Origin of the sequence: Nitrospira japonica, assembly GCF_900169565.1 — a bacterium.
GTDB classification, from domain to species: domain Bacteria; phylum Nitrospirota; class Nitrospiria; order Nitrospirales; family Nitrospiraceae; genus Nitrospira_C; species Nitrospira_C japonica_A.
Genome location: NZ_LT828648.1, coordinates 1738653 through 1763238 on the forward strand (window position 1 = coordinate 1738653; position 24586 = coordinate 1763238).

Annotated in this window: 19 protein-coding genes and 1 tRNA gene; 16 read left to right on the top strand and 4 right to left on the bottom strand. The window is 59.6% G+C overall.

All coding sequences use genetic code 11. From position 1 onward, the window contains the following. Positions 1-91: 91 nt before the first annotated feature. A complete protein-coding gene (locus NSJP_RS08345; RefSeq protein WP_080886454.1) occupies positions 92-1030 on the bottom strand; it encodes an outer membrane protein assembly factor BamD in 939 nt (312 codons plus the stop codon). A 133-nt stretch (positions 1031-1163) separates the two neighbouring features. On the opposite strand from NSJP_RS08345, the gene NSJP_RS08350 reads away from it, so the two are divergent. The 3 genes from NSJP_RS08350 to NSJP_RS08360 all read left to right on the top strand — a co-directional run bounded on the left by NSJP_RS08350 (position 1164) and on the right by NSJP_RS08360 (position 3969). Beyond that, positions 1164-2183, top strand: coding sequence for a 3-oxoacyl-ACP synthase III family protein (locus NSJP_RS08350; protein WP_231989515.1), 1020 nt, complete (start codon positions 1164-1166; stop codon positions 2181-2183). A gap of 99 nt (positions 2184-2282) precedes the next feature. Continuing rightward, positions 2283-2900 carry a DUF47 domain-containing protein gene (locus NSJP_RS08355; RefSeq protein ID WP_080886456.1) on the top strand — a complete coding sequence of 206 codons (618 nt, stop codon included), beginning with the start codon at positions 2283-2285 and terminating at the stop codon, positions 2898-2900. Between the two features lie 76 nt (positions 2901-2976). Beyond that, the gene (locus NSJP_RS08360; RefSeq protein ID WP_080888542.1) at positions 2977-3969 is read left to right on the top strand and encodes an inorganic phosphate transporter; all 993 of its coding nucleotides are present in this window, start codon (positions 2977-2979) and stop codon (positions 3967-3969) included. Here NSJP_RS08360 and pnpS read toward each other — a convergent pair. Further along, complete coding sequence (pnpS, locus tag NSJP_RS08365) at positions 3942-5804, bottom strand: two-component system histidine kinase PnpS (RefSeq protein WP_080886457.1); 1863 nt, start codon at positions 5802-5804, stop codon at positions 3942-3944. The two genes, NSJP_RS08360 and pnpS, sit on opposite strands and share 28 nt — an antisense overlap. 52 nt (positions 5805-5856) lie before the next feature. Next, positions 5857-6558, bottom strand: a complete 702-nt coding sequence (locus NSJP_RS08370; RefSeq protein ID WP_080886458.1) for a response regulator transcription factor — start codon at positions 6556-6558, stop codon at positions 5857-5859. Positions 6559-6809: 251 nt separating this feature from the next. On the opposite strand from NSJP_RS08370, the gene ispH reads away from it, so the two are divergent. Next, positions 6810-7772 carry a 4-hydroxy-3-methylbut-2-enyl diphosphate reductase gene (gene ispH / locus NSJP_RS08375; protein ID WP_080888543.1) on the top strand — a complete coding sequence of 321 codons (963 nt, stop codon included), beginning with the start codon at positions 6810-6812 and terminating at the stop codon, positions 7770-7772. A 212-nt stretch (positions 7773-7984) separates the two neighbouring features. Next, complete coding sequence (locus NSJP_RS08380) at positions 7985-8899, top strand: hypothetical protein (protein ID WP_155969991.1); 915 nt, start codon at positions 7985-7987, stop codon at positions 8897-8899. A 212-nt stretch (positions 8900-9111) separates the two neighbouring features. Here NSJP_RS08380 and NSJP_RS08385 read toward each other — a convergent pair whose 3' ends face one another. Further along, positions 9112-10014: an IS1595 family transposase gene (locus NSJP_RS08385; protein WP_080886460.1), complete on the bottom strand. Its 903-nt coding sequence runs from the start codon at positions 10012-10014 to the stop codon at positions 9112-9114. A gap of 205 nt (positions 10015-10219) precedes the next feature. Here NSJP_RS08385 and smc point away from each other — a divergent pair, with 205 nt between their 5' ends. From smc to NSJP_RS08440, 11 genes are all read left to right on the top strand, one after another. Further along, positions 10220-13873, top strand: coding sequence for a chromosome segregation protein SMC (smc, locus tag NSJP_RS08390; protein ID WP_080886461.1), 3654 nt, complete (start codon positions 10220-10222; stop codon positions 13871-13873). Between the two features lie 204 nt (positions 13874-14077). Beyond that, positions 14078-16258, top strand: coding sequence for a squalene--hopene cyclase (gene shc, locus NSJP_RS08395; protein WP_080888544.1), 2181 nt, complete (start codon positions 14078-14080; stop codon positions 16256-16258). Between the two features lie 51 nt (positions 16259-16309). Continuing rightward, positions 16310-17089, top strand: coding sequence for a 5'-methylthioadenosine/S-adenosylhomocysteine nucleosidase family protein (locus NSJP_RS08400; protein ID WP_172834235.1), 780 nt, complete (start codon positions 16310-16312; stop codon positions 17087-17089). Further along, positions 17086-17856, top strand: coding sequence for an MlaE family ABC transporter permease (locus NSJP_RS08405; RefSeq protein ID WP_231989517.1), 771 nt, complete (start codon positions 17086-17088; stop codon positions 17854-17856). Before NSJP_RS08400 ends, NSJP_RS08405 begins: the two co-directional genes overlap by 4 nt. 40 nt (positions 17857-17896) lie before the next feature. Further along, the gene (locus tag NSJP_RS08410; protein WP_080886463.1) at positions 17897-18652 is read left to right on the top strand and encodes an ABC transporter ATP-binding protein; all 756 of its coding nucleotides are present in this window, start codon (positions 17897-17899) and stop codon (positions 18650-18652) included. A gap of 18 nt (positions 18653-18670) precedes the next feature. Further along, positions 18671-19114, top strand: coding sequence for an outer membrane lipid asymmetry maintenance protein MlaD (mlaD, locus tag NSJP_RS08415; RefSeq protein WP_080886464.1), 444 nt, complete (start codon positions 18671-18673; stop codon positions 19112-19114). Between the two features lie 52 nt (positions 19115-19166). Next, a complete protein-coding gene (locus tag NSJP_RS08420) occupies positions 19167-19808 on the top strand; it encodes an MlaC/ttg2D family ABC transporter substrate-binding protein (protein ID WP_231989518.1) in 642 nt (213 codons plus the stop codon). A gap of 19 nt (positions 19809-19827) precedes the next feature. After that, on the top strand, positions 19828-21030 hold the full coding sequence (locus NSJP_RS08425) for a BamA/TamA family outer membrane protein (protein WP_080886465.1): 1203 nt from the start codon (positions 19828-19830) through the stop codon (positions 21028-21030). A 187-nt stretch (positions 21031-21217) separates the two neighbouring features. Then, the gene (gene dxs, locus NSJP_RS08430) at positions 21218-23167 is read left to right on the top strand and encodes a 1-deoxy-D-xylulose-5-phosphate synthase (protein WP_080886466.1); all 1950 of its coding nucleotides are present in this window, start codon (positions 21218-21220) and stop codon (positions 23165-23167) included. Between the two features lie 21 nt (positions 23168-23188). Beyond that, positions 23189-24370: a flavodoxin-dependent (E)-4-hydroxy-3-methylbut-2-enyl-diphosphate synthase gene (gene ispG / locus NSJP_RS08435; protein ID WP_080886467.1), complete on the top strand. Its 1182-nt coding sequence runs from the start codon at positions 23189-23191 to the stop codon at positions 24368-24370. A 76-nt stretch (positions 24371-24446) separates the two neighbouring features. Further along, positions 24447-24522: transfer RNA gene (locus NSJP_RS08440), tRNA-Cys, on the top strand. Positions 24523-24586: the final 64 nt, after the last annotated feature.

Consider the following 24586-nt stretch of genomic DNA (forward strand, 5'->3'; position numbering starts at 1 on the left):
GGTGAGTGAGGACGACGCAAGACCGGGGCTATTCACCGCGGATGCCGATGAAAGCGTCCGGATAATCGCCTTCAAGCTGCTCGTCAGCCTGCTAGCACCAGGCTCCGAGGCGGCAATTGACGAACGACCCTGTCAGCGAGCTGGCCGACGGGATCTGAACGGATCCGGCGGAGGGGGAAGAGCTGAGGCCATTGGCCAGAATGGAGGAGCCGTCGGAAGCGGCGGAACCCGTTCCGTCCGGTGATGGAGAAGCGGAGGCCGGTTTTTTGGCCACCACGGTATCGGATTTCGACGGGCCGATCTTGGCTAACAGTTTCGCCCCATCACGGGAATGCCCGGCGTTCGGATATTTCTGCGCAAGCAGCGTCAGCTTGTCGCTGGCCCAATCGTCCGCGCCCATTTCATGATAGCTGAGGGCGAGGAAGTAGAGGGCATCCGGCGCCACGGACTTATCAGGGTAGAGCTGCATGATCTGTTCGAACCGATGTGCCGCGGCGAGGTACGAGCCCCGGCGATAGTAGAACTGTCCTACGAAGAGGTGCATCTGGGCGAGCAGATCGTGGCATTCCTGGACCTTCTGCACGGCCTGCCCGTCATAGCGGCTGCCGGGATAATCTCGGCGTAGGCGATCGAAGGATTCGATGGCTTTCTGAACCGGTTCCGGGTCGCGCTCGATGCCCTTGGCGCGCTTCATTTGACTCTCACCGATGCGAAACGCGGCATAGGAAGCCAGTTGATGGCTTCGATGGAGGTCGAGGAAATGGTTGTACTCGACAATGGCCTCGGCATACTCTTCTTTTTCGAAGAAGGCCTCGCCGCGCTTCATAATGACGTTCGGATCGTAGTTCTTCTCGATCGTATCCCCGAGAAAAATCGACTCGTCCGTTCCGCTGAGGGCCTTCTTCGACGCCTGGTCTCCGCTCTTGTGCGAGCTCGAACAACCCATGAGCAGGCCAAGCACGATGACGGGCAGGATGAACCGTCGTCCATCGCCTGCCACAGCGCGGAAATTATTGCCAAACCGACGCATCACAACCTCGGTATTCTCAGGCCAGGAGCCAACCTGACGCAGGTCAGTTGTAGCAGGAGATGTGGTCAATTGCAACGAAGTCCGGCGAGTTGACCCCTTGGGCAACGGGCCCTATAATCCCGCAGCTTATGCGATGTCATCAAGGCAACCGCGGCACGTCATGATCCACGCCAGAATAGTCGGAACAGGCTCTTACCTGCCCGAACGGGTGGTATCAAATGCAGAGGTTGCCGGGACTCTTGGAATTGATCCTTCAACGGTGACCCGTCTCACCGGTATCGCCGAGCGGCGATGGGCCGACCCGTCGCAAGCCTCATCCGATCTGGCCGTAGAGGCTTGCCGGCGAGCGATGGATGCAGCGGGGATTGCTCCCTCGTCGGTCGAAGCCATTGTTTTGTCGACGACTTCACCTGACATGGCCTTCCCGTCTACCGCCTGCCTTCTGCAACGCAAGTTGGGCTGCCCGGGGGGACCGGCTTTCGATCTGTCCGCGTCTTGCTCCGGATTTCTTTATGCGTTGTCGATGGCGGATGCCATGGTTCGAAGCGGCCAAGTGACCCAATGTTTGGTCGTGGCGACCGAGATCAAGTCGCGGACGCTGGATCCGAACGATGCCGACACCGCGCTGTTGTTCGGGGACGGAGCTGGTGCGGTTGTGGTCCGGGCCGAGCAGGCCGGAGCCCAACCTAACGGAGGCATTCTAGGCCTGCGGATCCATGCCGAAGGCGCCGGGCATGACTTGATCCGTATTCCTATGGGAGGCTCGCGAACGCCGGCGACGGAGGCGACATTCAGCAGGCCTGGGACCACCCTCCGCATGCGGGGAGGGCCGTTATTCCGATTGGCCGTGAAGAAATTGAACCAGGCGATCCGGGACCTTCTCAAGGAGTTCGGCGTGACGCTGGACGACGTGGCCCATCTGGTTTTGCATCAGGCGAACGGACGGATCCTATCCAGCCTCGCGGCCAAGCTTGGCCTCCCGGTTTCCAAACTCTGCTCGGTGATCGAACGTGCGGGCAACACCTCGTCCGCCTCGGTGCCGGTTGCCCTGGATTATGCGGTGCGTTCCGGCAGAATCAGGCAGCAGGATCTGGTGGTGCTGGGAAGTTTCGGAGGCGGGATCACCTGGGCGACGGGACTGATTCGGTGGTAGCGATTCCGAAGAGGCGGGACCGCGTTTTCGCCGCACCGGGATCGATAACGATATTGTGAGCGTGCGGCTGCGATCGGTCAGCGGAGGAGCGGTACCATCATGTTCGGACTGATTCCACGGGAAGAAGCCTTCTTCGAACTGTTCAAGAAGGCGGCGCACAATATGATCGAAGGGAGCCGGCTGCTGGCGGCGATGATGAAGGACCTGCGTTCCCCGGTCGATCAGGCCAAGCGCATCAAAGAGGTCGAGCATGTCGGAGACAGCATTACGCACGAGATTGCGCTTCGTCTCAACCAAACGTTCATTACGCCGATCGACCGCGAGGATATCCATGATCTCGCCAGTGCGCTCGACGACATTCTCGATGTGGCCGAAGCGATTGCCGACCGCTTCGTGCTCTACAAGGTGACCAAGCCGACCGACATGGCCGTCAAGCTGGCCGACATTTTATATCAGGCGTCGGTGGCGGTCGGGCAGGGCGTGGATCGGCTCGGGATGGCTCATCCGGAAATCAAGGAATGCAGTGTGCAGGTCAATAGTCTGGAGAATGAGGCCGATCGGGTCTCCCGGGACGCCATTTCCGAGCTCTTCGACAAAGAGACGGATCCGATCGCCGTCATCAAGTGGAAAGAGATCTATGAAGGGTTCGAGGCCGGCACGGACCGCTGTGAAGATGTGGCCAATATTCTGGAACGAATCTCGTTGAAGCACCATTGAATGGACGCATAAATCGTGATACGCCCGATGAAAGAAGCCGCCTCGACCGCTTGACCTCCCTCCTGACGACGTCATGATGCTCGAACTCAACGGAATGTTGCTCCTGGTCGTCCTGCTCGCGCTGCTGTTCGATTTTTCGAACGGATGGCACGACAGCGCCAACGCCATCGCGACGGTTGTCTCCACCAGAGTCGTGAGCCCGCTTGTCGCGGTCATCATGGCCGGTATCCTGAACATCGCCGGGGCCTTCATGTCCACGGCGGTGGCCAAGATGGTCGGATCCGGCATCGTGGATCCTTCGACCGTCACGCAGCAGATGGTGGCGTCCGCGCTGGCCGGCGCCATTTTATGGAACCTGTTCACCCTGCTCCTCGGGCTGCCCACCAGTTCATCCCACGCGCTGATCGGCGGCATGGTGGGGGCGGCGGTGACGCACGGCGGGTGGGACACCGTCAAATTGTCGGGGCTTCGTTCGGTGCTGGAGGCCATGGTACTGTCCCCCTTCTTCGGCTTTGCGATCGGACTCTCGCTGATGGTCCTGATCAGCTGGATGTTCTTTCGCGTGCCCAGAGGGATCGCGACCAAGATATTCAAGCGGCTCCAATTGTTGTCGGCCTGTTTCATGGCCTTCAGTCACGGCGCGAACGACGCGCAGAAGGCGATGGGCATCATCACGCTCGCGCTGCTCTCGGCCGGTCAGATCCAATCCCATGACGTGCCTGGTTGGGTGATCGGCGCCTGTGCGGTGGCCATGGGGCTGGGAACGGCAGCGGGCGGTTGGCGGATCGTCCGTACGCTCGGCATGGGCATCGTCAAGTTGGAACCGGTACATGGATTTGCGGCGGAGACAGGAGCGGCCGCGGTCCTCATGGTGACGGCCCACATCGGCTTGCCCGTGAGTACGACGCACACCATCACGTCCTCGGTCATGGGCGTCGGGGCCATTAAACGCCTGTCCGCCGTTCGCTGGGGAGTGACCCGGCGCATCCTCTACGCCTGGCTGTTCACATTGCCGGGAGCGGCCATCCTGGCCTCGGTGATTTATTTGGTGGGGACGAGACTGGGGTGACCGGCTGCCTGGTCGGAAGGCTGCACCGGCAGGCGGACGACGAATCGGCTGCCGCAGGGGCGGTTCCCCTCGACCCAGACCTGCCCTCCATGTCCCTCGACGATGTGCCTGACGATCGCCAGGCCGAGTCCGGTGCCTCCCATCTCGCGCGAGCGGGCTTTGTCGACGCGGTAGAAGCGTTCGAACACCCGAGGCCGATCCGATTCCGGGATGCCGATACCGGTGTCCGCGACGCTGATCTCGAGGCTTTCGGATTTTCCGCCGGCCGGCGATCCGCCTGGGGCGACGTGACGGGCGGCCACCGTGATGCTTCCTCCTTCCGGCGTGTACTTGATGGCATTGTCGAGCAGGTTCGAGAGGACTTGTCCCAACCGTTCTTCGTCGCCGTTGACCAGGGGAAGTCCGGAAGGAATGTTTTCCACCAGGCGGTGTCCTTTTTTGCCGGCCAGGGGACGCATCATGGCCATCGTGCGCTCGACGATCATCTCGATTTGCAGGGGCTCGCGCCGGAGGAGAACCTGTCCCGATTCGATTTTCGACAGTTGCAGCAAATCTTCCAGGATCAGGTTCAAGCGATCGCTTTGCTTCAGGATGATGTCCAGAAATTTTGCGCTCGTGTCCGGATCGTCCTTCCCGCCGTCCAGTAGCGCCTCGACGTAGCCCTTGATTGACGTCAGCGGAGTCCGCAATTCGTGGGACACATTGGCCACGAAGTCCTTGCGGATCTTTTCCAGCCGTCTGAGCTCGGTAATGTCGTGAAACACCAGGACGGCGCAGGCTTCGTTCTCCTGCTCGCCCCCCGCCACGGACGCTTCGATGTGCAAGCAGCGGCTGCTGGGACTCAGGAGGATTTCATCCTCTTGTCCCACCCTGGTGCTGAGGACGGTGGATACCAACAGCGCCAGTTGAGGATGACCGAAGACGTCGGAAAATTTCCGTCCCCTGGCTTCCGCCCTCGTGACGTTGAACATGCGTTCCAGCGCGGGGTTCACTTGGAGTACCCGCCCCCGGTAGTCGAGGACCATGACTCCTTCCACCATGGACGTCAGCATGGCCAGCAACTGGGAGCGGTCTTCCGATACTTCCTCGATCTTTGCGCGCAATTCGTCCGCCATGCGATTGAGCGTCTCGCCGAGCAGCCCCGCTTCATCGCGCGACGTGATTTGAATGCGGGCGGCCGCGTCGCCGTCCGCCAGCCGGCGGGCTGCGGCCGCCATGTCCGACAGGGGTTTCGTCAGGCTGCGCGCCAGCAGGATGCTCAATCCCACGGCCACCAGGAACGCGCTGCCGAAGGCTAGTACGAGATGGCGCCGGAGCTGCGACAGCTCTTCTTCCAGCGTCACGATCGGAAGTCCGAGACGGAGCACGATCGAGGGGCTGCCGTCCTGTTCGGTGAGCAGGATCGCGTGATACAAGGTTCGCTCTCCGGTCGTCTGACTCGCCCGGAGGTCGCTTCCGTCTCCCTGCGCCAGAGCCTGTTCGACTTCCGGTCTGGTCCGGTGGTTCTCGACTCCCGGCAAGTGCTCGCTGGCCACCGCGCTGTCGGCCAGCACCAGGCCGTCCGGGGCGATGAGCGTGATTCTGGCCAACGCCTTGGCTCCCAATTCCCGCACGAGGACTTGGAACGCCGGATCGGTGAAACGCGGGGCGTGGGCGCGCAGCCATGGCCGCAATTCGTGAGCGACCATCTCTGTGCGGACGTCGAGATTTCTATGGGATTGCGCCAGTTCCTGCCGCTCAAGCGACCGTTCGGCCAGGAACCCCGCCATGGCAAAGCCGCAGGCCAGAGCGAACAGGGTGGCGAGCGTGACTTTCCATCGGATGGAAAGGTTCATAGACGCGGCGGCACTCGCAGGGGGAAAAGCGTCGTCTCCATTGCCGGTATCCTCAGTCTTCCTCTCTCAGCTTGTAGCCAAGAGACTTGACGGACAGGATCGCCTCGTCGAGCAGCGGAATCTTTTGCTTGAGGCGCCGGATGTGGACGTCGACGGTTCTGGTCGTGCCGAAGTAATCATACCCCCACACCGTGTTCAGCAGCACCTCTCGCGTCAACACGCGTCCCGGATTTCGGAGTAAATGTTCCAACAAGCCGAACTCTTTGGCGGTGAGCGGGACCTCCTTCTCGTCGTCGGTCACCTCGTGCCGCGCCAAGTCCATCACCACATCACCGTAGCGATAGACGGTCACGTGCTGGTTCTGACTGCGGTCGAGGCGGCGGAACAAGGCCTTGACCCGCGCCACCAGCGCCTTGGGGCTGAAGGGCTTCGTCACGTAGTCGTCGGCGCCGAGTTCGAGGCCGATGACGGTGTCGGATTCCTCCGCCTTGGCCGTGAGCATGATGATCGGGACCATGGCCGTTTCCGGCGCGGAACGGAGCTGCTTGCAGACCTCCAGCCCATCGATTTCCGGCAGCATCAGATCGAGCACCACCAGATCGGGCTTGTCCTGCTTCACGGACTTCAGACCGTCCGTGCCCGTCGCCGCGGTCACGGTGCGAAATCCTTCTTTGTCCAAATAGAGTTTGACCAACTGGAGAATGTCTTTTTCGTCCTCGACGATGAGAATTTTTCTGGGAGCGGTTTGGGCCATGAGATGGAGTCAGCCTACGGGGGAGGGGTAAGTCTGTCAAGGTGGGGACGGCAGAACTGGTCAATCCCGCGCCCTGTCCGATGGATCCGGCCGCGTCTTCGAGGAAGGGCGAAGGCGCGAGGTGCAGCGCGTGGCCTCCCAGCCAGAGGAGCGCGAAGCGGCCGCATATCTGTTGACGACCGCCCGACCTCTGACGTATGGTGCATGTGGGCCTCTTGTATTGGGTTGGGCTTGAAGGAGCGAATACGGTCATGAAAATTTATCTCGCCAATCCGCGCGGGTTTTGCGCCGGTGTCGACCGGGCAATCGACATCGTCGACCTCTCGCTGCGCAAATACGGGGCGCCGATCTATGTCCGCCACGAAATCGTCCACAGCCGGCACGTCGTGAATTCGTTGCGCCAGAAGGGCGCGGTATTCGTGGAAGAACTGGGTGAAGTGCCCGAAGGCTCCGTGGTGATCTTCAGCGCGCACGGTGTGGCCAAGTCGGTGTGGGATGAAGCCAATCGGCGGCGTCTGCACGTCATCGACGCCACCTGTCCGTTGGTGATCAAAGTCCACAACGAAGTGAACCGCGATTATACGCAGGGGTACGATCTGATCCTGATCGGCCATGCCGGGCATCCGGAGGTGATCGGAACATTGGGACAGATTCCCGACAAATTCCATCTGGTCTCGTCGGTGGAGGACGTTGAAAAGCTTCAGGTCGACAACGTGCATTCCCTGTCCTACGTCACACAAACCACGTTGAGCGTCGACGAATGCCGGGACATCGTCGGGGCGTTACATCGCCGGTTCCCCAACATTAAGGGACCGCACCAGGAAGACATTTGTTACGCCACCCAAAACCGGCAGAACGCCGTCAAGGAGCTGTCCAAGCTGGTGGACGTGATTCTGGTCATCGGGTCGCCCAACAGCTCCAATTCCAATCGTTTGCGCGAGTTGGGTGAACATTGCGGCATTGCGTCGTATCTGATCGATTCCGCTTCCGATATCAATCCGACCTGGCTCAACGGCGTCAAGGCCGTGGGTATTACGGCTGGTGCGTCCGCGCCGGAAGTATTGGTGACCGAAGTCGTCGCCTATCTGAAGACCTACGGGACCGCGGAAGTCGAAGACCTGACCGTGATCGAAGAAGACGTGGAATTCTTGCTGCCCAAGGAGCTCATCACGATCGAGTCCTCTAAGCAATCGGTGACGGCTCCCACCCGGTAGTCCTGTATTCGGTCATCCTCCTCCTTCCCTCTCACGTGATCCAAAATCTTGGCGACTATGCCTGACTTGACACCCAGGCATGGGCCGCCTATAAAATGGCCCCCTCACCTGGGGCGCAATTTATTATGGGAAAAGCTGCTCGCGAAAAGAGAGAGCGTAGGCGAGCACTATCATTGTCCCAGATGGCCCCCAACTTACCAGAGGGGAGCGGCATGGGATCAACTATTCAAAATTGGCTTGCCCTGCCTACATTGGGGCTGGCGATTGCTCTGGTGGTTACCGTGATTGGTGCACGCTTAACCACAGATAGTGCCAATATTCTGTTGGCAGTTGCATGGATCTTGGCGACGATTTCTATTTTTACAATACCGCCTATTACACAGTCAGATCTTATTCCACGAATTCTATATACCCTGCTACTTTCTTCTGCTGTTGGGTTGGGGCTGTATCAACTGAGATGGGTCGAGCCGACTCCTCCCACTACTCTAATTAAGCCATCGGAAACAACACCTACAATAACGCTCACTGTACGTTTTGACCCACTAGTGTTTTTCCCCTTCAGTATTCCGGCACAAACTACATCATACGCAATTCTTGCCCGCCCTAAAGAGGATATACCGTGGGGCGCGTATGAGATTAAGAACGATGGCAATAGCCCTATTATTTGGCCGGAAAAGCAGAGTTTGAAGTGGGGCGGCCCAAAACTTCCGCAAAAGAAATCAGAGGACTTTCCTGGCATGCCTGATATGGCAATTGCGCTGGATATTACGAATCACAGCAATAACGAACTCATTGATGTCAAAGCAGAAGTGGAGTTTGCATTTGCTGAAGCAATTCAAGAGGAAAAATCAGTGCGCTCAGGGCCAGTTACCGTTACGAGGAGACACACCGCTATTATCCCGATACTTAAACAAAATCGTACTGTGCGCCTTTACATAGGGAATCAGAGCTCTAAGCATTTTGTGGTCGCGTCATTCCCCACAGAGGCTACAGCATTAGTTCCTAGTGAAACGGAGCGCCGCAAGATAAAACTTGTCAAAATAGGCACCAATGTTGTTGAGGCGCTTCCCATGTTCTCACTTAGTCCAGCTAAGGTACGTTGGTCGGGGTTTCCAACTGGCGATTAAGATAAACTTACTTTTTCAATTTACGTTTGTATGGTTTCTGTTTTGTTTGTCCCTTTGGTTTCGCTTTTAAGAGTGTATCTATGGCCTGTTCAAAACTTAACGGATATAGCGATACCGGTTTCGCTTTCGGCATGGATAGACCTCCATTGGGAGCTTTAGCTGCACGTTCTTGGGATCGTACTTCATCTGAACACGCTTTACCGGCGACGTGTTCAGCATTCTGCTATCACGTCCGCAAAGATGTTCGCATTCTTGCGGTTATTGTGACGGTACGAGAACTCCGCCAAATACAGCGGCAAATAGGCCTTACTGACGTTATGGAAGGTTCCCATGACGCCACGCTTCAGGAGGCTCCAGAAGCTATCCAGGTTCGCCGTATGGACGTTCCCGCGCACGTATTCACCAGACAAATGCCTCACGCTCTGATGTTGCGGGAAGCCGTTCTGCCGAAGGAATCGATAGCCGCCAGCATCATCCGTGGCGACCAGCGACACATTCGCATCGACCGTCTGCTTGACGAACTGGGTCAGCGTATCGGCGCTCACGTTCTCAATGATCCTGGCGACGACATTGCCCTTACGAGCAATTGCGCCAATCACGGCCACTTTACCCTTTGGACCGGCCACGTTCAGGTGGCGCTTGCTCCGGTGGCGGTTCTTTTGCCGTCCGCCGATGAAGGTTTCATCAACCTCCACTTCCCCCATCAATTGCCCAAATCCGCCGTCCTTCATGGCCGCTCGGATGCGGTGGCACATATACCAGGCCGTCCGGTAGGCCCCGCTGCCGATCATGCGCTGAACCTGCAAGGCGCTAATGCCCTTCTTGCTGGTCATCATCAGGAAAATCACCTGAAACCAGGTGGTCAGCGGGTAGTTCGTATTCTCAAAGATGGTCTTGGTAATGACCGAGAACCGGTAGCCGTTCCGTCCGCCACAATCCTTGGCCTTGCAGATCCAGTGAAACGGGCGGGACTTTGGCTGAAAGACCTTCTCGTTATTGCAGCGGGGGCAGCGCACGCCATTCGGCCAACGGCGCTCCTTCAAGAACGCCTTGCAGGCATCCTCGTCCTTGAAGCGCTTCATCATTTGGGAGAGGGTTTGGCTGGGCTTCGTCATATGGCCTCCGTGATGTTGAGGCCATTGTACGGGTTTCCTGATGTGGTGTCAAGTAGGTCATAATCGCCAAAATCTTGTGGGGGCGGTCTCTGCCGCCTACTACGGGCGGTGTTTTCCTTTTGATTCCCTCGGTTGGCTGTGATACAACGCTGACCCGTGCGGTTTCCCAGGCCATCGGCCACACCACACACACAAGGAGCAGGGCATGTACCTCAAGTCGCTTGAGATGTCGGGGTTCAAGTCCTTCGCGGAGGCGAAGATTGAGTTTCCTGAGGGGGTGACCGCCATCGTTGGACCGAACGGAAGCGGGAAGAGCAACGTGGTCGACGCCATCCTATGGGTGCTGGGAGAGCAGAGTACCAAAACCCTTCGAAGCGAAAAAATGGAGGACGTCATCTTCAACGGCACGGAATTGCGGAAGCCGTTGGGCATGGCGGAAGTCTCGCTGGTGATCGGCGGGCTCGATCACATCAAGATGGATCCGCTTTCAGGGCTCACGAGTCAACTCGCGGAATATCAGGAGTTGATGATCACGCGCCGCCTCTATCGAAACGGCGACAGCGAATATTTGATCAACAAGACGGCGTGCCGCCTAAAAGACATTCGCAGCGTGCTGCTGGATACGAGGGCCGGGACCAAGGGCCATACGGTCATCGCACAGGGACAGATCGACCAGATCCTCAATGCCTCCCCGCAGGACCGCAGGGAACTGATCGAGGAAACGGCTGGAATCGTCCGCTATAAGAAGCAGAAAGCCGAGGCGCTGCGTAAACTCGAGGCGACTCAGCAGAATCTGTTGCGCGTCCGGGACATCATCGGCGAGGTCAAGAAGCAATTGAACTCGCTGGAACGGCAAGCCCGGCAGGCCCGCTCCTATCAGCTCTTGCAGCAGGAGGCTCGATCGCTGGAGATCGCATTGCTCACGAACGAATATCGGGCATTGCGGACTGCGATCACCGAGATCGAGAAGGAATTGGACGAGTTGACCGGACGGGAATCCGAGCAGGCCTCCGAGCAAGCGAAGCTCAGCGTGGAGCTGGAAGGCGTCAAGCTGGCGATGACGGAGGCGAGCGACGTCGCCAACCGCCTCAGGGAGGAATTGACGCGGCTCGAGCAGCAACAGGCGCACGCGCTGACGTCCGCCGAAGTGGAGCGCCACCGCGGCGAGCTCTATGAGCAGCAGCGCACGCAAGGCACCTCCGAACTCGAACGTGCGAAGCAGGAGCAGGAGCAACTGGCGTCCGCCGAAACGGCCCTGGATCAGACGCTCGAGACGCTGGCCCAGGAACTGCTCGAACAGGAGCAGGCGCTCGCGGGCCTCGATCAAGAGATGAAAACCCTCATGCACCAGCGCGCCGGGACGGTTCAAGAAGAGGAACGGGCGCGGGTGGACGTCATGAACCTCGCCGTGCTGGTGGCGAATGCCGAGCAAAGTTTGTCTCAGCTGACGATGCGGAGCGAGGAGATCGCTCAGCGCGACCAGCGCGTGGGCCGCGAACGTGAGGAACTGAACGGGCAGCATCAAGCCGCAACCGAGAAACGCCGCATGCTGCTTGAGTCCTGTGAGGAGGCCGAGCACGCGGTCGGCACGCTGCGGGACCAGCAGCGGGCGATGGAGGAAGCAGCCGAACGCAGTGCCGCGGCCTTGGTGGACGTCGATCAGCACCTGTCGCGCGACTCGGAAGAATTGGCCGCCGTGGATTCACACTGGCGCGCGTTGCAAGGGGTGTTGCGCGAAGACATGGGATACGGCCGGTCGGGAGACGAAGAATCGACCGCCTTAAAGGCCTGCGACGGCGTACACGAGGCCATTGCGGAGTGGTTGGAAATCCCCGCGGATCTGGATCGAGCGGTGGAAGCATGGTTGGGAGAGCGTGTGCGCGGATGGCTGGTGGACGGTCCTGCGGCCGCTTGTCGGGCCATCGACTTTCTTTCGGGTAAAGACCTTGGCCGGGGCACGTTTATTCCGCACTCTCCTCGATGGAAGGCGTCGGCCGGCGAATGGGGACAGGCACTGGCGGGCCGAACGGGCGTCATCGGCCGCGCGGTCGACCTGATCTCGGTCCAACCCTCTCGCGCAGCAGCCCGCGATTATCTGTTTGACCGCGTCGTCTTTGTCGACACCTTGCAGGACGCACTGAGCCAATGGGAATCGCTCGATGCAGAGGGCGGCGGACCGGTGTTCGTCACCAAGACGGGCGAGATCGTGGATGCCGCGGGCGCCATCACGGGGGGCCAAACGGGTCCGACGGGCGGATTGTTGCAGCGCCGGCGCGAGGTGTTGAATCTGGATGCCCGCCGGACGGAATTGACCGGAGCCGTGGAAGCCGGGCGTCAGCGGCGGGAACAGCTGATTGCGGGAGGACAGCAGTTGCGCGAGGAAGCCAGGCGTCTGGCCGATGCACTGCGACAGGCTGAAATGAGCGGCCTGTCGCTCCAAAAGGACGAGGCAGGACTGGAGCAGATTTTGGGAGATTTGACGCAGCGCATCGACGCGCTGGGGGAGGAATCCCGACGCAACGCGGGCGAAGCGGAGCGGCTGCAGCAGGAAGCGCGGGTGGGCGCGGCGCAGTTGCAACAGTGGATATCGGAAAAGGGCGGTCAGGAGCGCAGTCTCGCGCAGGTACGGGCCCGCGTCGGCCAGATCGACGAGCACGTACAGGGACTTCAACAGCGGCTGACCGCGGCGCAACTCGTGGTGCAAAGCAATCGTACGGCCGGCGAACATCATCGCCGGGATTTGCTACGGATTCGACAACAGCGGCAGGAAGGGCTTGCCCGAATCGAAAGCTTTGTGCAGCAGTTGGCTTCCCTGGACACGTCGCTGGCCCAGAGCCGCGAGGAACGTCTGCGGTTCGAGGAATTGTGCCGTGAACTGGCCGGAGCGGTCGATGGGGTGAAGGCGGACGTCGTCAAGGCGCAGGAGCGGCAGGCGCAAGAGATGGCGCACGCCCGCGAGATCGAAGCCGGTCTGGACAACGTGCGGGGAATCATGACATCGCTGCGCGAAAGCCGTTTGGCCGTCGAGGTACGGCGCGCGGAAGTCCGCACGCAGCTGGGGACGGTCGAGTCTACGTTGATCGGGACGTATCAAGTCGACCTGTCCGGACTGTCCCAGCCGGGACCGTCTGCAGAGGACGATCCCGCGCCCCAGCCTGCGGTCGAGGGCTCGGACGACGAACTCCGGCAGCAACTGCAAAAAATTCGGGAACGGCTCGATCGCATGGGCCCGATCAATCTGGCCGCAATCAGCGAACATGAGGAGTTGGAAACACGACATCAATTCCTTTCGACGCAGGAGCAGGATCTGTCGACCTCCATGGCGTCGCTGAAAGAAATCATCCAGCGGATCAATCGCACGACCAAGGACATGTTTGCCTCGACGTTTGCGGAACTGCAAGAACGGTTCGGCGTCGTCTTCTCCAAATTCTTTCCGGGCGGCCGGGCGGAGCTGCAGTTGGTCGAGGTGGCGACGGGCGACGGGTCGGAAGAGAAAGGACCTCCGGACGATCCCGGTGTGGAAATCGTCGCGCAACCTCCCGGCAAGCGCTTGAAAAACATCACGATGCTGTCCGGAGGCGAGAAAACGCTGACGGCGATGGCTCTCCTGTTTGCGAGCTTTCTGATCAGGCCGACGCCGTTCTGCATTCTGGACGAAATCGACGCGCCGCTCGATGAGGAGAATATCGGGCGCTTTACCGGCGTGCTACGTGAACTGGCCGGGCAAGCGCAGTTCATGGTCATTACTCACAACAAGAGGACCATGGCGATCGCCGATTCGCTCTTTGGCGTGACGATGGAAGAGCCGGGCATCTCCAAGCTCGTGTCCGTCAGGCTGGGGGATTTGCAGCCGGCATGACGACGAAATCCGCCGGGCAAATTTGCTGAAAACATTCGTACTTCAGAGCACTTCGGTCGTCCCTTGCTTGACTTCAATCGGGGCGTCTGTTATATCCGCAGCCATTGAGTCTTCAACCTACGTATCAGCGATCCGGTGGGCAGTCCGTAGGGTGATGAACGATCATACCGGGCCCGCCGGATGCGTTTCCCCGACACAATCACGATGAGCATTCTTCGCACGTTATTCGATCGTCTTTCTGATAGTCTGTTCATCTCTGTGCCGGAGAAGATGGGACTGGCGCGAGATCTTGCCTCGGCACCCCCCCTACGGCTCGTTTCCGACAAATCCATGCCTACCCCGGCGACGGATACCGCCTTCGGGAGACGTACAGCGGGTCAAACGGGGAGTCCGGTTGATACGCTCGACGAATCGATCAAGCGCAGCCAAAGCTGGTTTCTCTCGAGACAGCATCAGTCCGAAGGGTACTGGGTCGCGGAACTCGAAGCAGATACGACGCTCACCGCCGAATATCTGATGTTGCGGCGGTTTCTGGATCGCGTCGATCCTGAACGCGAGCGCAAGGCCGTCCTCTATCTCCGCTCCGCACAGCTGCCCGACGGCGGTTGGCCGATCTATCGCGGCGGACCATCGGAGATCAGCGCGTCCGTCAAAGCATATTTCGCCCTCAAGATATCCGGTGTGTCGGCCGACGAGCCGTACATGCTGCGCGCGCGGGACCGCATTCTGGCGATGGGCGGGGTGGTCCAGGCGAACGTGTTCACGAAAATCACGCTGGCATTGTTCGAGCAGTACGATTGGCAGGGAGTTCCGAGCATGCCGCCGGAAATCATGCTCCTGCCGAAGCGATTTTATTTCAGCATTTACGCCATTTCGTATTGGTCGCGGGCCGTTCTCATTCCGTTGCTGATCGTCTTCGCCAATCAGCCGGTCTGCCGCCTTCCGAAGGAGCAGGGCATCGACGAGTTGTTTGTCACGCCCCGAACCACCATCCGGTACCGGCAGTTTCCTCCCTTCAACAAGGATCAAGGATGGTTCACGCCGCATAACGTGTTCGTCGTGCTCGATGCCGTGCTGAAGCTGTACGATCGGATGCCGCTCGCCTGGGTCCGGGAAAAATCGCTGCATCGGGCGGCGAGTTGGATGTTGGAACACATGGCGGGAAGCGGCGGATTGGGCGCCATTTATCCGGCGATGGCCAATTCGGTCGTCGCGCTGCGTTGTCTCGGCTACCAGGTCGACGATCCGCTGGTTCAGAAGGCGCTGCGCGAGATCGAGGAACTGGAAATCCACGATACGGTCACCGTGGAAGATCAGCTCGTCGAGGCCATGCATCTGCAGCCCTGCCATTCGCCGATCTGGGATACCGCGCTGTTGATGAACGCGCTGATCGAAGGCGGGATGGCGCCGGATCATTTGCCATTGCAACGGGCAGCCAGATATCTCGTGTCCCGGCAGACGAAGACGGTCGGCGACTGGAAATTTTCTTCGCACCAGGCGGAGCCGGGCGGCTGGTATTTCCAGCATGAAAACGAGTTGTACCCGGACGTGGACGATTCCGCCGTCGTGCTCATGGCCCTGTCGAAAGTCCGCATTCCCGAAGCCGCAGCCCTCCAGGAGTCGATCAAACGGGGAGCGTCGTGGGTTCTGGCCATGCAGGGATCGGACGGAGGGTGGGGCGCGTACGACAAGGACAATAACCGGATCGTGTTCAATTACATCCCGTTTGCGGATCACCATGCCTTGCTGGATCCCAGCACATCGGATTTGACCGGGCGGTGTCTGGAGATGTTGGGGGCACTGGGTTACGACCAGTCGCATCCGGCCGTCGCTCCGGCGCTTGCCTTCCTCAAGCGGGAACAAGAACATGACGGGAGTTGGTACGGCCGCTGGGGCGTCAATTACATCTATGGAACCTGGTCGGTGCTGGCCGGTCTCCGGGCCATCGGCGAGGATCTTTCACAGCCGTACATCCGTCGTGCGGTAGCCTGGCTGGAGTCGAGGCAGAATCCGGATGGAGGATGGGGAGAGTCGTGCCTCTCGTACGCCGAGGATGAATCGATCGGCAGAGGAGACAGCACACCTTCGCAAACCGCCTGGGCTCTCATGGGCCTGATGTCCGCCGGCATGACGGATTCATTCAGTGTCGCCAGAGGTATTCAATATTTGCTTCGGCATCAGTCGAAGGACGGTTCATGGGAGGAGGCCTGTCACACCGGCACGGGATTCCCTCGCGTGTTCTATCTTCGCTATCACTGGTATTGCCAGTATTTCCCCTTGTGGGCCTTGGCGATGTATCGAAATCTTCGGACACGGGGAAAAATGCGGGCCGACGAAGTCAGGCAGCACGTGCTGTCTCACGGGTCCTATCGGTCCCCTATGTAATCACCGCGAAGCGGCAGTCGTCGGCCGTGAACGCTCCTGTCCGGGTGCATCGTGAAGCCCGTCGCGATTTTTGCTGCAACTCGATGGGAACTCCGAGCCCTCCATCGCGCCTTTCCGACCGCCCGCGCTGCCACTCTCGCCGGCCTTCGCTGTTTTGCGGACGATCGGGCCGGCCAGTCCTATCGCCTGATTCAAACCGGTATCGGGCCTGAGGCGGCCGCGAGGGTCGCCAAGGCGGTTATGGATGCGCAAGCAATGGAATCCATCATTTCCGCCGGATTCGCCTGTGCGCTGGTGCCGGCTCAGGTTGGAGACGTGATGATCGGTTCGCAAAGCGTATTTGCACGTTCGACCGGCTGTTGGGAAATCCAGGGCGACGTCGTCGCGTGCGACGACGGGCTGAACGAAGAAATGCGAACGCTGGCACGCGAAACCGGTCTGCCCGTCCGGGCCGGTCGGTTCGTTTCGGTGGCGACCGTAGTGGGACGGGCGGAGGAGAAGCAGCGCCTCGCCAGGACGGCGGATGCGGTGGCACTCGATATGGAGAGTCAGGCGCTCGGCGCCGCAGCACGGCAGCGGGGCGTGCCGTTCGCGATCGTCCGGACCGTGTCCGATCTGCTCGATGAAGATCTTCCGCTCGATTTCAATCAGTTTCTCAGACCGCTCGGATGGCCCAAAGGATTGGGACAGGTGCTGGCACATCCCGGCAGTCTCGCCGGTCTCAATCGGCTCAGAAAACAAAGCAGTCTGGCGGCGGAGCGGCTTACCGGTCTCTTCACGCGCTATGCGGCTGCTCGGCTTGAAGGCCGTGGAATAGGGGTTTCCTCGTGAACCGCCTGCTGGAACGAATGGGGGCCCGTGCACTGGCAATGGTCGGTGAAATGGGTCGTATGCTGCTCTTCGTGGCCTCGTCCTTCGCCTGGCTTGCCAGACCGCCGTTTCGGCCGATACAGGTCGTCAAGCAACTGCACTTCGTCGGCTACAAGTCCACGTTCGTCGTCGTGCTGACCGCCGGATTCACCGGCATGGTTTTGGCGCTACAGGGGTACTATACCTTGCGGAAATTTGGCTCGGAGGGATTGCTCGGCTCCGCCGTCGCGCTCAGTATGATCCGTGAGTTGGGACCGGTGCTGGCCGCCTTGATGGTCACGGCGCGGGCCGGTTCCGCGATGACCGCCGAGATCGGCATCATGAGAATTACCGAGCAGATCGATGCCATGGATACGATGGCCATCAACCCGCTCCAATACTTGGTCGCGCCGAAGCTGCTGGCCGGCTTGATCGGTGTTCCCTTACTCGTCGCGATTTTCGACGTTGTCGGGATCTACGGAGGCTATCTGGTCGGTGTGGAATTGTTGGGGGGCAATGGCGGAGCCTATTGGAATTCGATCGAGTCCGCCGTCGAATGGAAAGATATCTATGGCGGCATTTTGAAATCGATCAGTTTCGGGCTGATCGTGAGCTGGATTTGCTGTTACAAGGGATTTTTTACCAAGCATAGCGCCGAAGGGTTGGGCTCGGCGACGACGGAGGCCGTCGTCCTCTCCTCCGTGTTGATTCTGGTGTGGGATTATTTCCTGACCTCCATACTGTTGTGACCGGTAAACCGCGATCGATTGCCGACCTCTTGCGTGACATATGATCAGACTCGTCGGGGTGGAAAAGACATTGGGCGGACAACGGGTCCTGCAAGGACTCGACTTGTCCATTCCGGCCGGGCAGCTGACGACGGTGATCGGACGCAGTGGAGAAGGCAAAAGCGTGCTCCTCAAGCACATGATCGGGTTGATGCAGCCGGATCGAGGCGAGGTCTGGGTCGGTGATGTGGAAATTTCACACCTGAAGGGCAAACGCTTGAACGACGTCCGGAAGCGGTTTGCCATGCTCTTTCAGGGGGCGGCCTTGTTCGACTCCCTCTCCGTCTTCGAAAACGTCGCGTTCCCGCTCAGGGAGAAGTTGCAGATGAAGGGGTCTGAGGTGTCCCGGCGGGTCGAGGAAAAGCTGGATCAGGTCGGGCTGAAAGGCATGGGGCACAAGTATCCGGCCGAACTCAGCGGGGGAATGAAAAAGCGGGCGGGGCTGGCGCGGGCGTTGGTCATGGAGCCGGAGATCATTCTGTTCGACGAGCCTACGACGGGCCTCGATCCGTTGATGGCGAAGTCCATCCACGATCTCATCGTCTCGATGCAGCGGCGGTTCCAGTTCACGGCCGTCATGGTCAGCCATGAAATACCGGAAGTCTTCGGCATTTCCGACTGGGTCGCGATGCTGCGGCGCGGAAAAATCGCCGCCATGGCGCCGGCGAAGGAGTTTGTGCGGATCGATGATCCGGAGATTCAGGAGTTCATCACCGCCGGCGGCACCCTGGCCTTGCCGAAGGCGCTGGTCGGATAAGACGGAGGGTCACGCATTATGGAGAAAACCAAGCTCGAGCTGATCGTGGGCGTATTCGTACTGATCGGGATCGTCTGTTTGGGCTATCTGTCGATCAAGCTGGGGAAGTTGGAACTGGTCGGTGGAAACGTCTATGAAGTCGTGGCGCAGTTCAATTCGGCGTCAGGGCTCAAGCCGGGATCGGCCGTCGAAATCGCCGGTGTCGAGGTCGGGAGAGTGCGCGGCATCGTGCTGAAAGACGATCGTGCGTCGGTCACCTTGGCGGTTCATGATAATGTGAAGCTCTACAGCGACACCATCGCATCGATTAAAACCAGGGGCATCATCGGCGAGAAATTTCTTGCGCTGTCGCCAGGCGGCGGCGGTGATGCGTTGAAGTCGGGCGATACGATCCGCGATACGGAGTCCGGGCTGGACTTGGAAGAACTGGTCAGCCAGTATGTACACGGGAAGGTCAACTGAGTCGTCGCCGGGCTATTCCAGCGAAGCGGCCGCACAGATGGAGACGGACGATATGCCACGTTATGTTGTGCAGCGATGGAAGAAGATCGGATTCGTGATGGGTGCAACCATCGCGTTGACGGCCATGATCGTCGGAATCGGTCTTCGGCCGGCGGCGGCCGGAGGCGCCACCGAAGCCATGAAATCGACGATCGACGAGGTGTTGAAGATCCTGGGTGACAAGGATCTCAAACATCCGGAGAAATCTGCGCAGCGACGAAAGATGTTGGAAAAGGTCGTCGGCGACCGATTCGACTATGCCGAAATGTCCAGGCGGTCCTTGGGATCCACGTGGACGGGCCTGTCCGCCCCAGAACGGGAAGAGTTCGTCGGGCTCTTTCAGACCTTATTGGTCAGTACCTATGCCGAAAAGGTCGAAACGTATTCCGGCGAAGGCGTGCATTATCTCAGCGAGCGCACGGAAAAAGACTATGCCGAGGTCCGCACCAAAGTCCTGACGGGCAAGACGGAAATACCACTGGATTACCGGCTGCTGAACCGGGATTCGGTCTGGCGGGTTTATGACGTAGTGGTGGACGGAGTCAGCCTCGTCAACAACTATCGCGGCCAGTTCAGCAAGATTCTCAAGAACGGAAGCTTTGCCGAGCTCGTCGATCAGCTCCGGAAGAAATCCGAAAAAATCCGAACCTCCTAGGGTTCGGCGTCGAACGCTCATGATGACCCTGCGCGGCATCGTGTTGTTCTTTGCATGCCTGCTCGCGGGAATCGCGATTGTCCGGATCGGCCCGGCTCGTGCGGACACGCAGCTCTTTCCCATCCCCTCGGTCTCCACCAGCAAAAATGACGGCAGCGACGCCGGGTTGATCGTTCCCATACTGGTCACCGACCCGGACGGGGAGCTGAAATATCTCATGGCCCCCATGCTCATCCGAAATTCCATCGTCGGATGGCGCGGGACCTTCAACTTGTTCCGCTATGATACGGGCGGACGGCAGATGCAGTTCATCGCGTCGATCTCGGAGAAAATCGAACGGAAGCTCGTCTTTAACTACACGGATCCGGCGTTCAGCAATGGGAGATACTTTCTGAATGTCGGTGCCGCCTACTTCAAGAACGCGACGGCCCGCTTTTTCGGGATCGGACAGACGACGACGGAAGGGGAGGAAACCAACTATACGGCAAAAGAAAGTCGCGCCAACTGGCGCTTCGGTCTTTATGCCAACGAAGTGACCCAAGTCGCCATCAGCCAGCGGTTTCGCGCCGTGCAGCTTCAGCCGGGAGCAACCGATCTGCCCTTTACGGGCAACGTGTTCCCCACGGTCCCCGGCGTCGAAGGCGAAACCTACATTCTCGGGAACCGAGCCACGTTTTATTACGATACCCGCAACAGTCTCGTGTCTCCGACCGACGGCATGGCGGTGACGGCCTACGCGGAGCTCAACAACAATTTCAAAAATGGCGATCACCCGATCTATTCGCGATATGAGTTCGAGGTGAAGAAGTTATTTCCCAGCGAATCGAAGCGTGCAATCCTGGTGGTCCGGGCGGACTTGCAGGCGACGATCGGCGAGCAGGTGCCGTTTTTCGAGCAAAGCTCGTTGGGTGGGCAGAATAACCTTCGCGGATACGGCGTGGATCGCTTTATCGACAAGAATCTAGTCGCATTCAGTTTGGAGGAGCGCATCCATCTGGCCAGAATGAAAGTGGCGGGGGTGATCGCGGATTTCGAAGTGGCGCCGTTCCTGGATACCGGCCAGGTCTTCGACAGTTTCAAAGACGTCAGTTTCAAGGACTATCGGATGACACCGGGAATGGGGTTCAGGGGCATCGTCAGGCCAAACGTCGTCGGCCGGATCGATTACGGGTACAGCAAGGAAGGGGGGGCCATCTTTGCAGGTCTGGACTTCCCCTATTGACAGGACTTTCCGGATGATTGCCGAGGGGGAGGCAGTCACCGGGAATGGGGGCTAACTGCTTGACACTAAGGGGGTTCTATGGGACACTGTCAAACGCTAGCATGCAAGCCGGTTGACTGCTTCGCCTGAGCCTCTCTATCAGCCTAATCACAGTGGGCGCGACTTCACGCAAAAGGAGCATCTGCTTATGTCGATCCTGAAGACGATCCAAAGCCCCGCCGACCTGAAACGGCTTCCGCCTTCGAAATTTCCGGCGCTGTGCCAGGAATTGCGCGAGCAGATCATCGGTGTCGTGTCCAGCGTCGGCGGACACCTTGCCTCCAATCTCGGCGTGATCGAACTGACCGTCGCCATGCATTACCTGTTGGATACGCCGGATGACAAGATCGTTTGGGACACCAGCAATCAAGCCTATGCCCACAAGCTGCTGACGGGGCGTCGTGAGCAATTTCACACGCTGCGGCAGTACGGAGGGCTGAGCGGATTTTGCAAGCGTGAAGAGAGCCTCTACGACACGTTCAATGCCGGACATGCCGGTACCGGGGTGTCCGCGGCATACGGCATGGTCGAAGCCCGTGAACAACTGGGCCAAAAGCATAAGGTCGTCTGTGTCGTGGGTGACGGAGCAATGACAGCCGGCATGACGCTGGAGGCTCTTCATCACGCGGGAGGACTGAATAAGGACTTCCTGGTGATCCTCAACGACAATCAAATGTCGATTTCCAAGAACGTGGGCGCGATCTCGTCCTATCTGAACCGGACCTTCACCGGCGAGTTCTATACGAAGATGCGGGAGGAAACCGGACAGCTGCTGAGCAAAATTCCTCACATCGGCCAGGATATGCAGAAGCTGGCGCGCCGTGCGGAGGAACTCGCCAGGGGCGCGATTCTGCCCGGTCTGTTGTTCGAGGAATTGGGGTTCCGTTACGCCGGTCCGATCGACGGACATAACTTCGAGCACTTGTTGCCGACGTTGGAGAACGTGTTGCGCATGAAAGGCCCGGTCCTTCTCCACGTCATCACCAAGAAGGGGCTCGGCTACGAACCGGCGGTGCAGAATCCGATTTGGTTCCATGCCTGCCCGCCGTTCGTCCGTGAGAGCGGAGCCCCGGCCAAGAAGGCGGCGCGTCCGTCTTACACGCAGATTGCCATCGATTCGCTCGTGAAGCTGGCGAGGCAGGATAGCCGGATCGTCGCGATCACGGCGGCGATGTGCGAGGGAACAGGGCTCAACGCGTTTGAAAAGGAATTCCCCGATCGGCTGTACGACGTCGGCATCGCCGAACAGCACGCGGTGACGTTTGCCGCGGGATTGGCCGCACAGGGCATGCGTCCGGTGGTCGCGATGTATGCCACTTTCCTGCAACGCGCCTATGATCAAGTCGTCCACGACGTCGCCACGCAGAATCTGCCCGTGACCTTCTGCATCGATCGAGGCGGCCTCGTCGCGGAGGATGGGACGACTCACCACGGGGCCTTCGATTTCGCCTACCTGCGTCACATGCCTAACATGGTCGTGATGGCTCCCAAGGACGAAAATGAACTCCAGCACATGCTCAAGACCTCTCTTCAATACGACGGACCCGCTTCGGTGCGGTATCCGCGCGGCGTCAGTCTCGGCGTCCCGATGGATCCGGCTCCCGCTGCGTTGCCGATCGGAAAAGGTGAATTGCTGCGCGACGGCGACGAGGTGGCCATCGTCGCGGTGGGCGTTCCGGTCTGGCAGGCGGTCAAGGCGGCGGAACGGCTGGCCGAAGAAGGTGTGTCGACGGCGGTGATCAATGCGCGGTTTGTGAAGCCGTTGGACCACGATCTGATCGTGAGCACGGCCAAGCGGGTGCGGTATGTCGTGACCGTCGAAGAAGGATGCAAGATGGGCGGGTTCGGATCGGCGGTGCTCGAAGCCCTGTCGGAAGCCGGCGTGACTGGCGTCAAGACCAAGGTGCTCGGACTGCCGGATTGGTATATCGAGCAGGGACCACAAGATCTTCTGCGTGAGCGATACGGCCTGACGGCCGAAGGGATCTACGGCAGTATCAAGGAGTTGATCGGGAGCGGAGCGGGACAGGCTGTCAAGGAAGGCGCACTGTCCGCGTCGCTGACCCACTTGCCTCACGGCGACGAGCAGGGCAGCTAGCCGCACGGACGAGAACACGTCATGCACATTACAAGACGGCAGACACGGCAGATTCAAGTCGGCAAGGTCAAGGTTGGAGGCGATGCGCCAGTTTCCGTCCAATCCATGTGCTCGACCGACACTCGAGACGTGGCGGCGACCGTGGAGCAGATCCGACAGTTGGAAACGGCGGGCTGTGAACTCATTCGCGTCGCCGTTCCCGACGAAGAGGCGGCGGCGGCGCTGCCCAAGATCAAAGCCGCGATGACCGTGCCCCTGATCGCCGACATTCACTTCGATCATCGGTTGGCGCTGCAGGCGGCCCAGATCGTGGATTGCGTCAGGATCAATCCCGGCAACATCGGCGCCTGGTGGAAGGTCGAAGAAGTGATCAAGGCCGTCAACGACCGGGGCATTCCCCTGCGCGTCGGCGTCAACGGCGGCTCGTTGGAACGTCCGTTACTCGACAAATACGGATGGCCGTCCCCCGAGGCGCTGGCCGAATCGGCGCTCAACGCCGTTCATGCGCTCGAGGACGTGGGCTTTACCAACATGAAGGTGTCGCTCAAGGCCTCCGATGTCCATCATGCCATCGACGCCTATTGGCTGTTTGCACACCAATCGAACTATCCGTTGCACATCGGCATCACCGAAGCCGGCACCGCCATGACAGGAGCGGTCAAGTCCGCGATGGGTCTGGGATATCTGCTCTCTCAAGGCATCGGGGATACGATGCGAGTCTCGCTCGCCGCCGATCCGGTCGAGGAAGTAAAGGTCGGCTTCGAGATTCTGAAATCGCTCGAGCTCCGTCATCGCGGCATCAACGTCATTGCCTGCCCCACCTGCGGCCGGGTCGAGATCGACGTGGTCCGCATGGCCAATGAGCTGGAGAAAAAGCTTGGCCATATCAAGACGCCGCTGAACGTTTCCGTCCTTGGGTGCGTCGTGAACGGCATCGGTGAGGGAAAGGAAGCGGACATCGGGATCGCCGGCGGTGAAGGCAAGGGTATCCTCTTCAAGAAGGGTAAATTGGTCCGCAAGGTGCCCATCGAAGAACTCATGGATACGCTGATTCAGGAAGTAGAGTCGCTGGCCAGGGAAAAAGAAGCCGAAGGAGGCGGTGACGCTCACGGCCATGCCGACGAGCGATGGGAACCGCTCGTTCCCCAACCGGATCAACCCTCGACGCTCGGACGGGAAATCCCCGTTCTCCCCAATCGCTGACGCGCGATTTCCACCTAAGAAGCTCGGGATCAAGTTGGTTGAGATGCAACGGGAAGGCTCGCTATAATGCGCGCGTGGCGCCGTACCCAAGTGGCTAAGGGAGCAGTCTGCAAAACTGCGATGCAGCGGTTCGAACCCGCTCGGCGCCTCCATTCCGTAGGATTTCCCGGCGACCCAAGCGGGCTATGTCTGTGCCGGTATGCGGCCGGTCCTCGG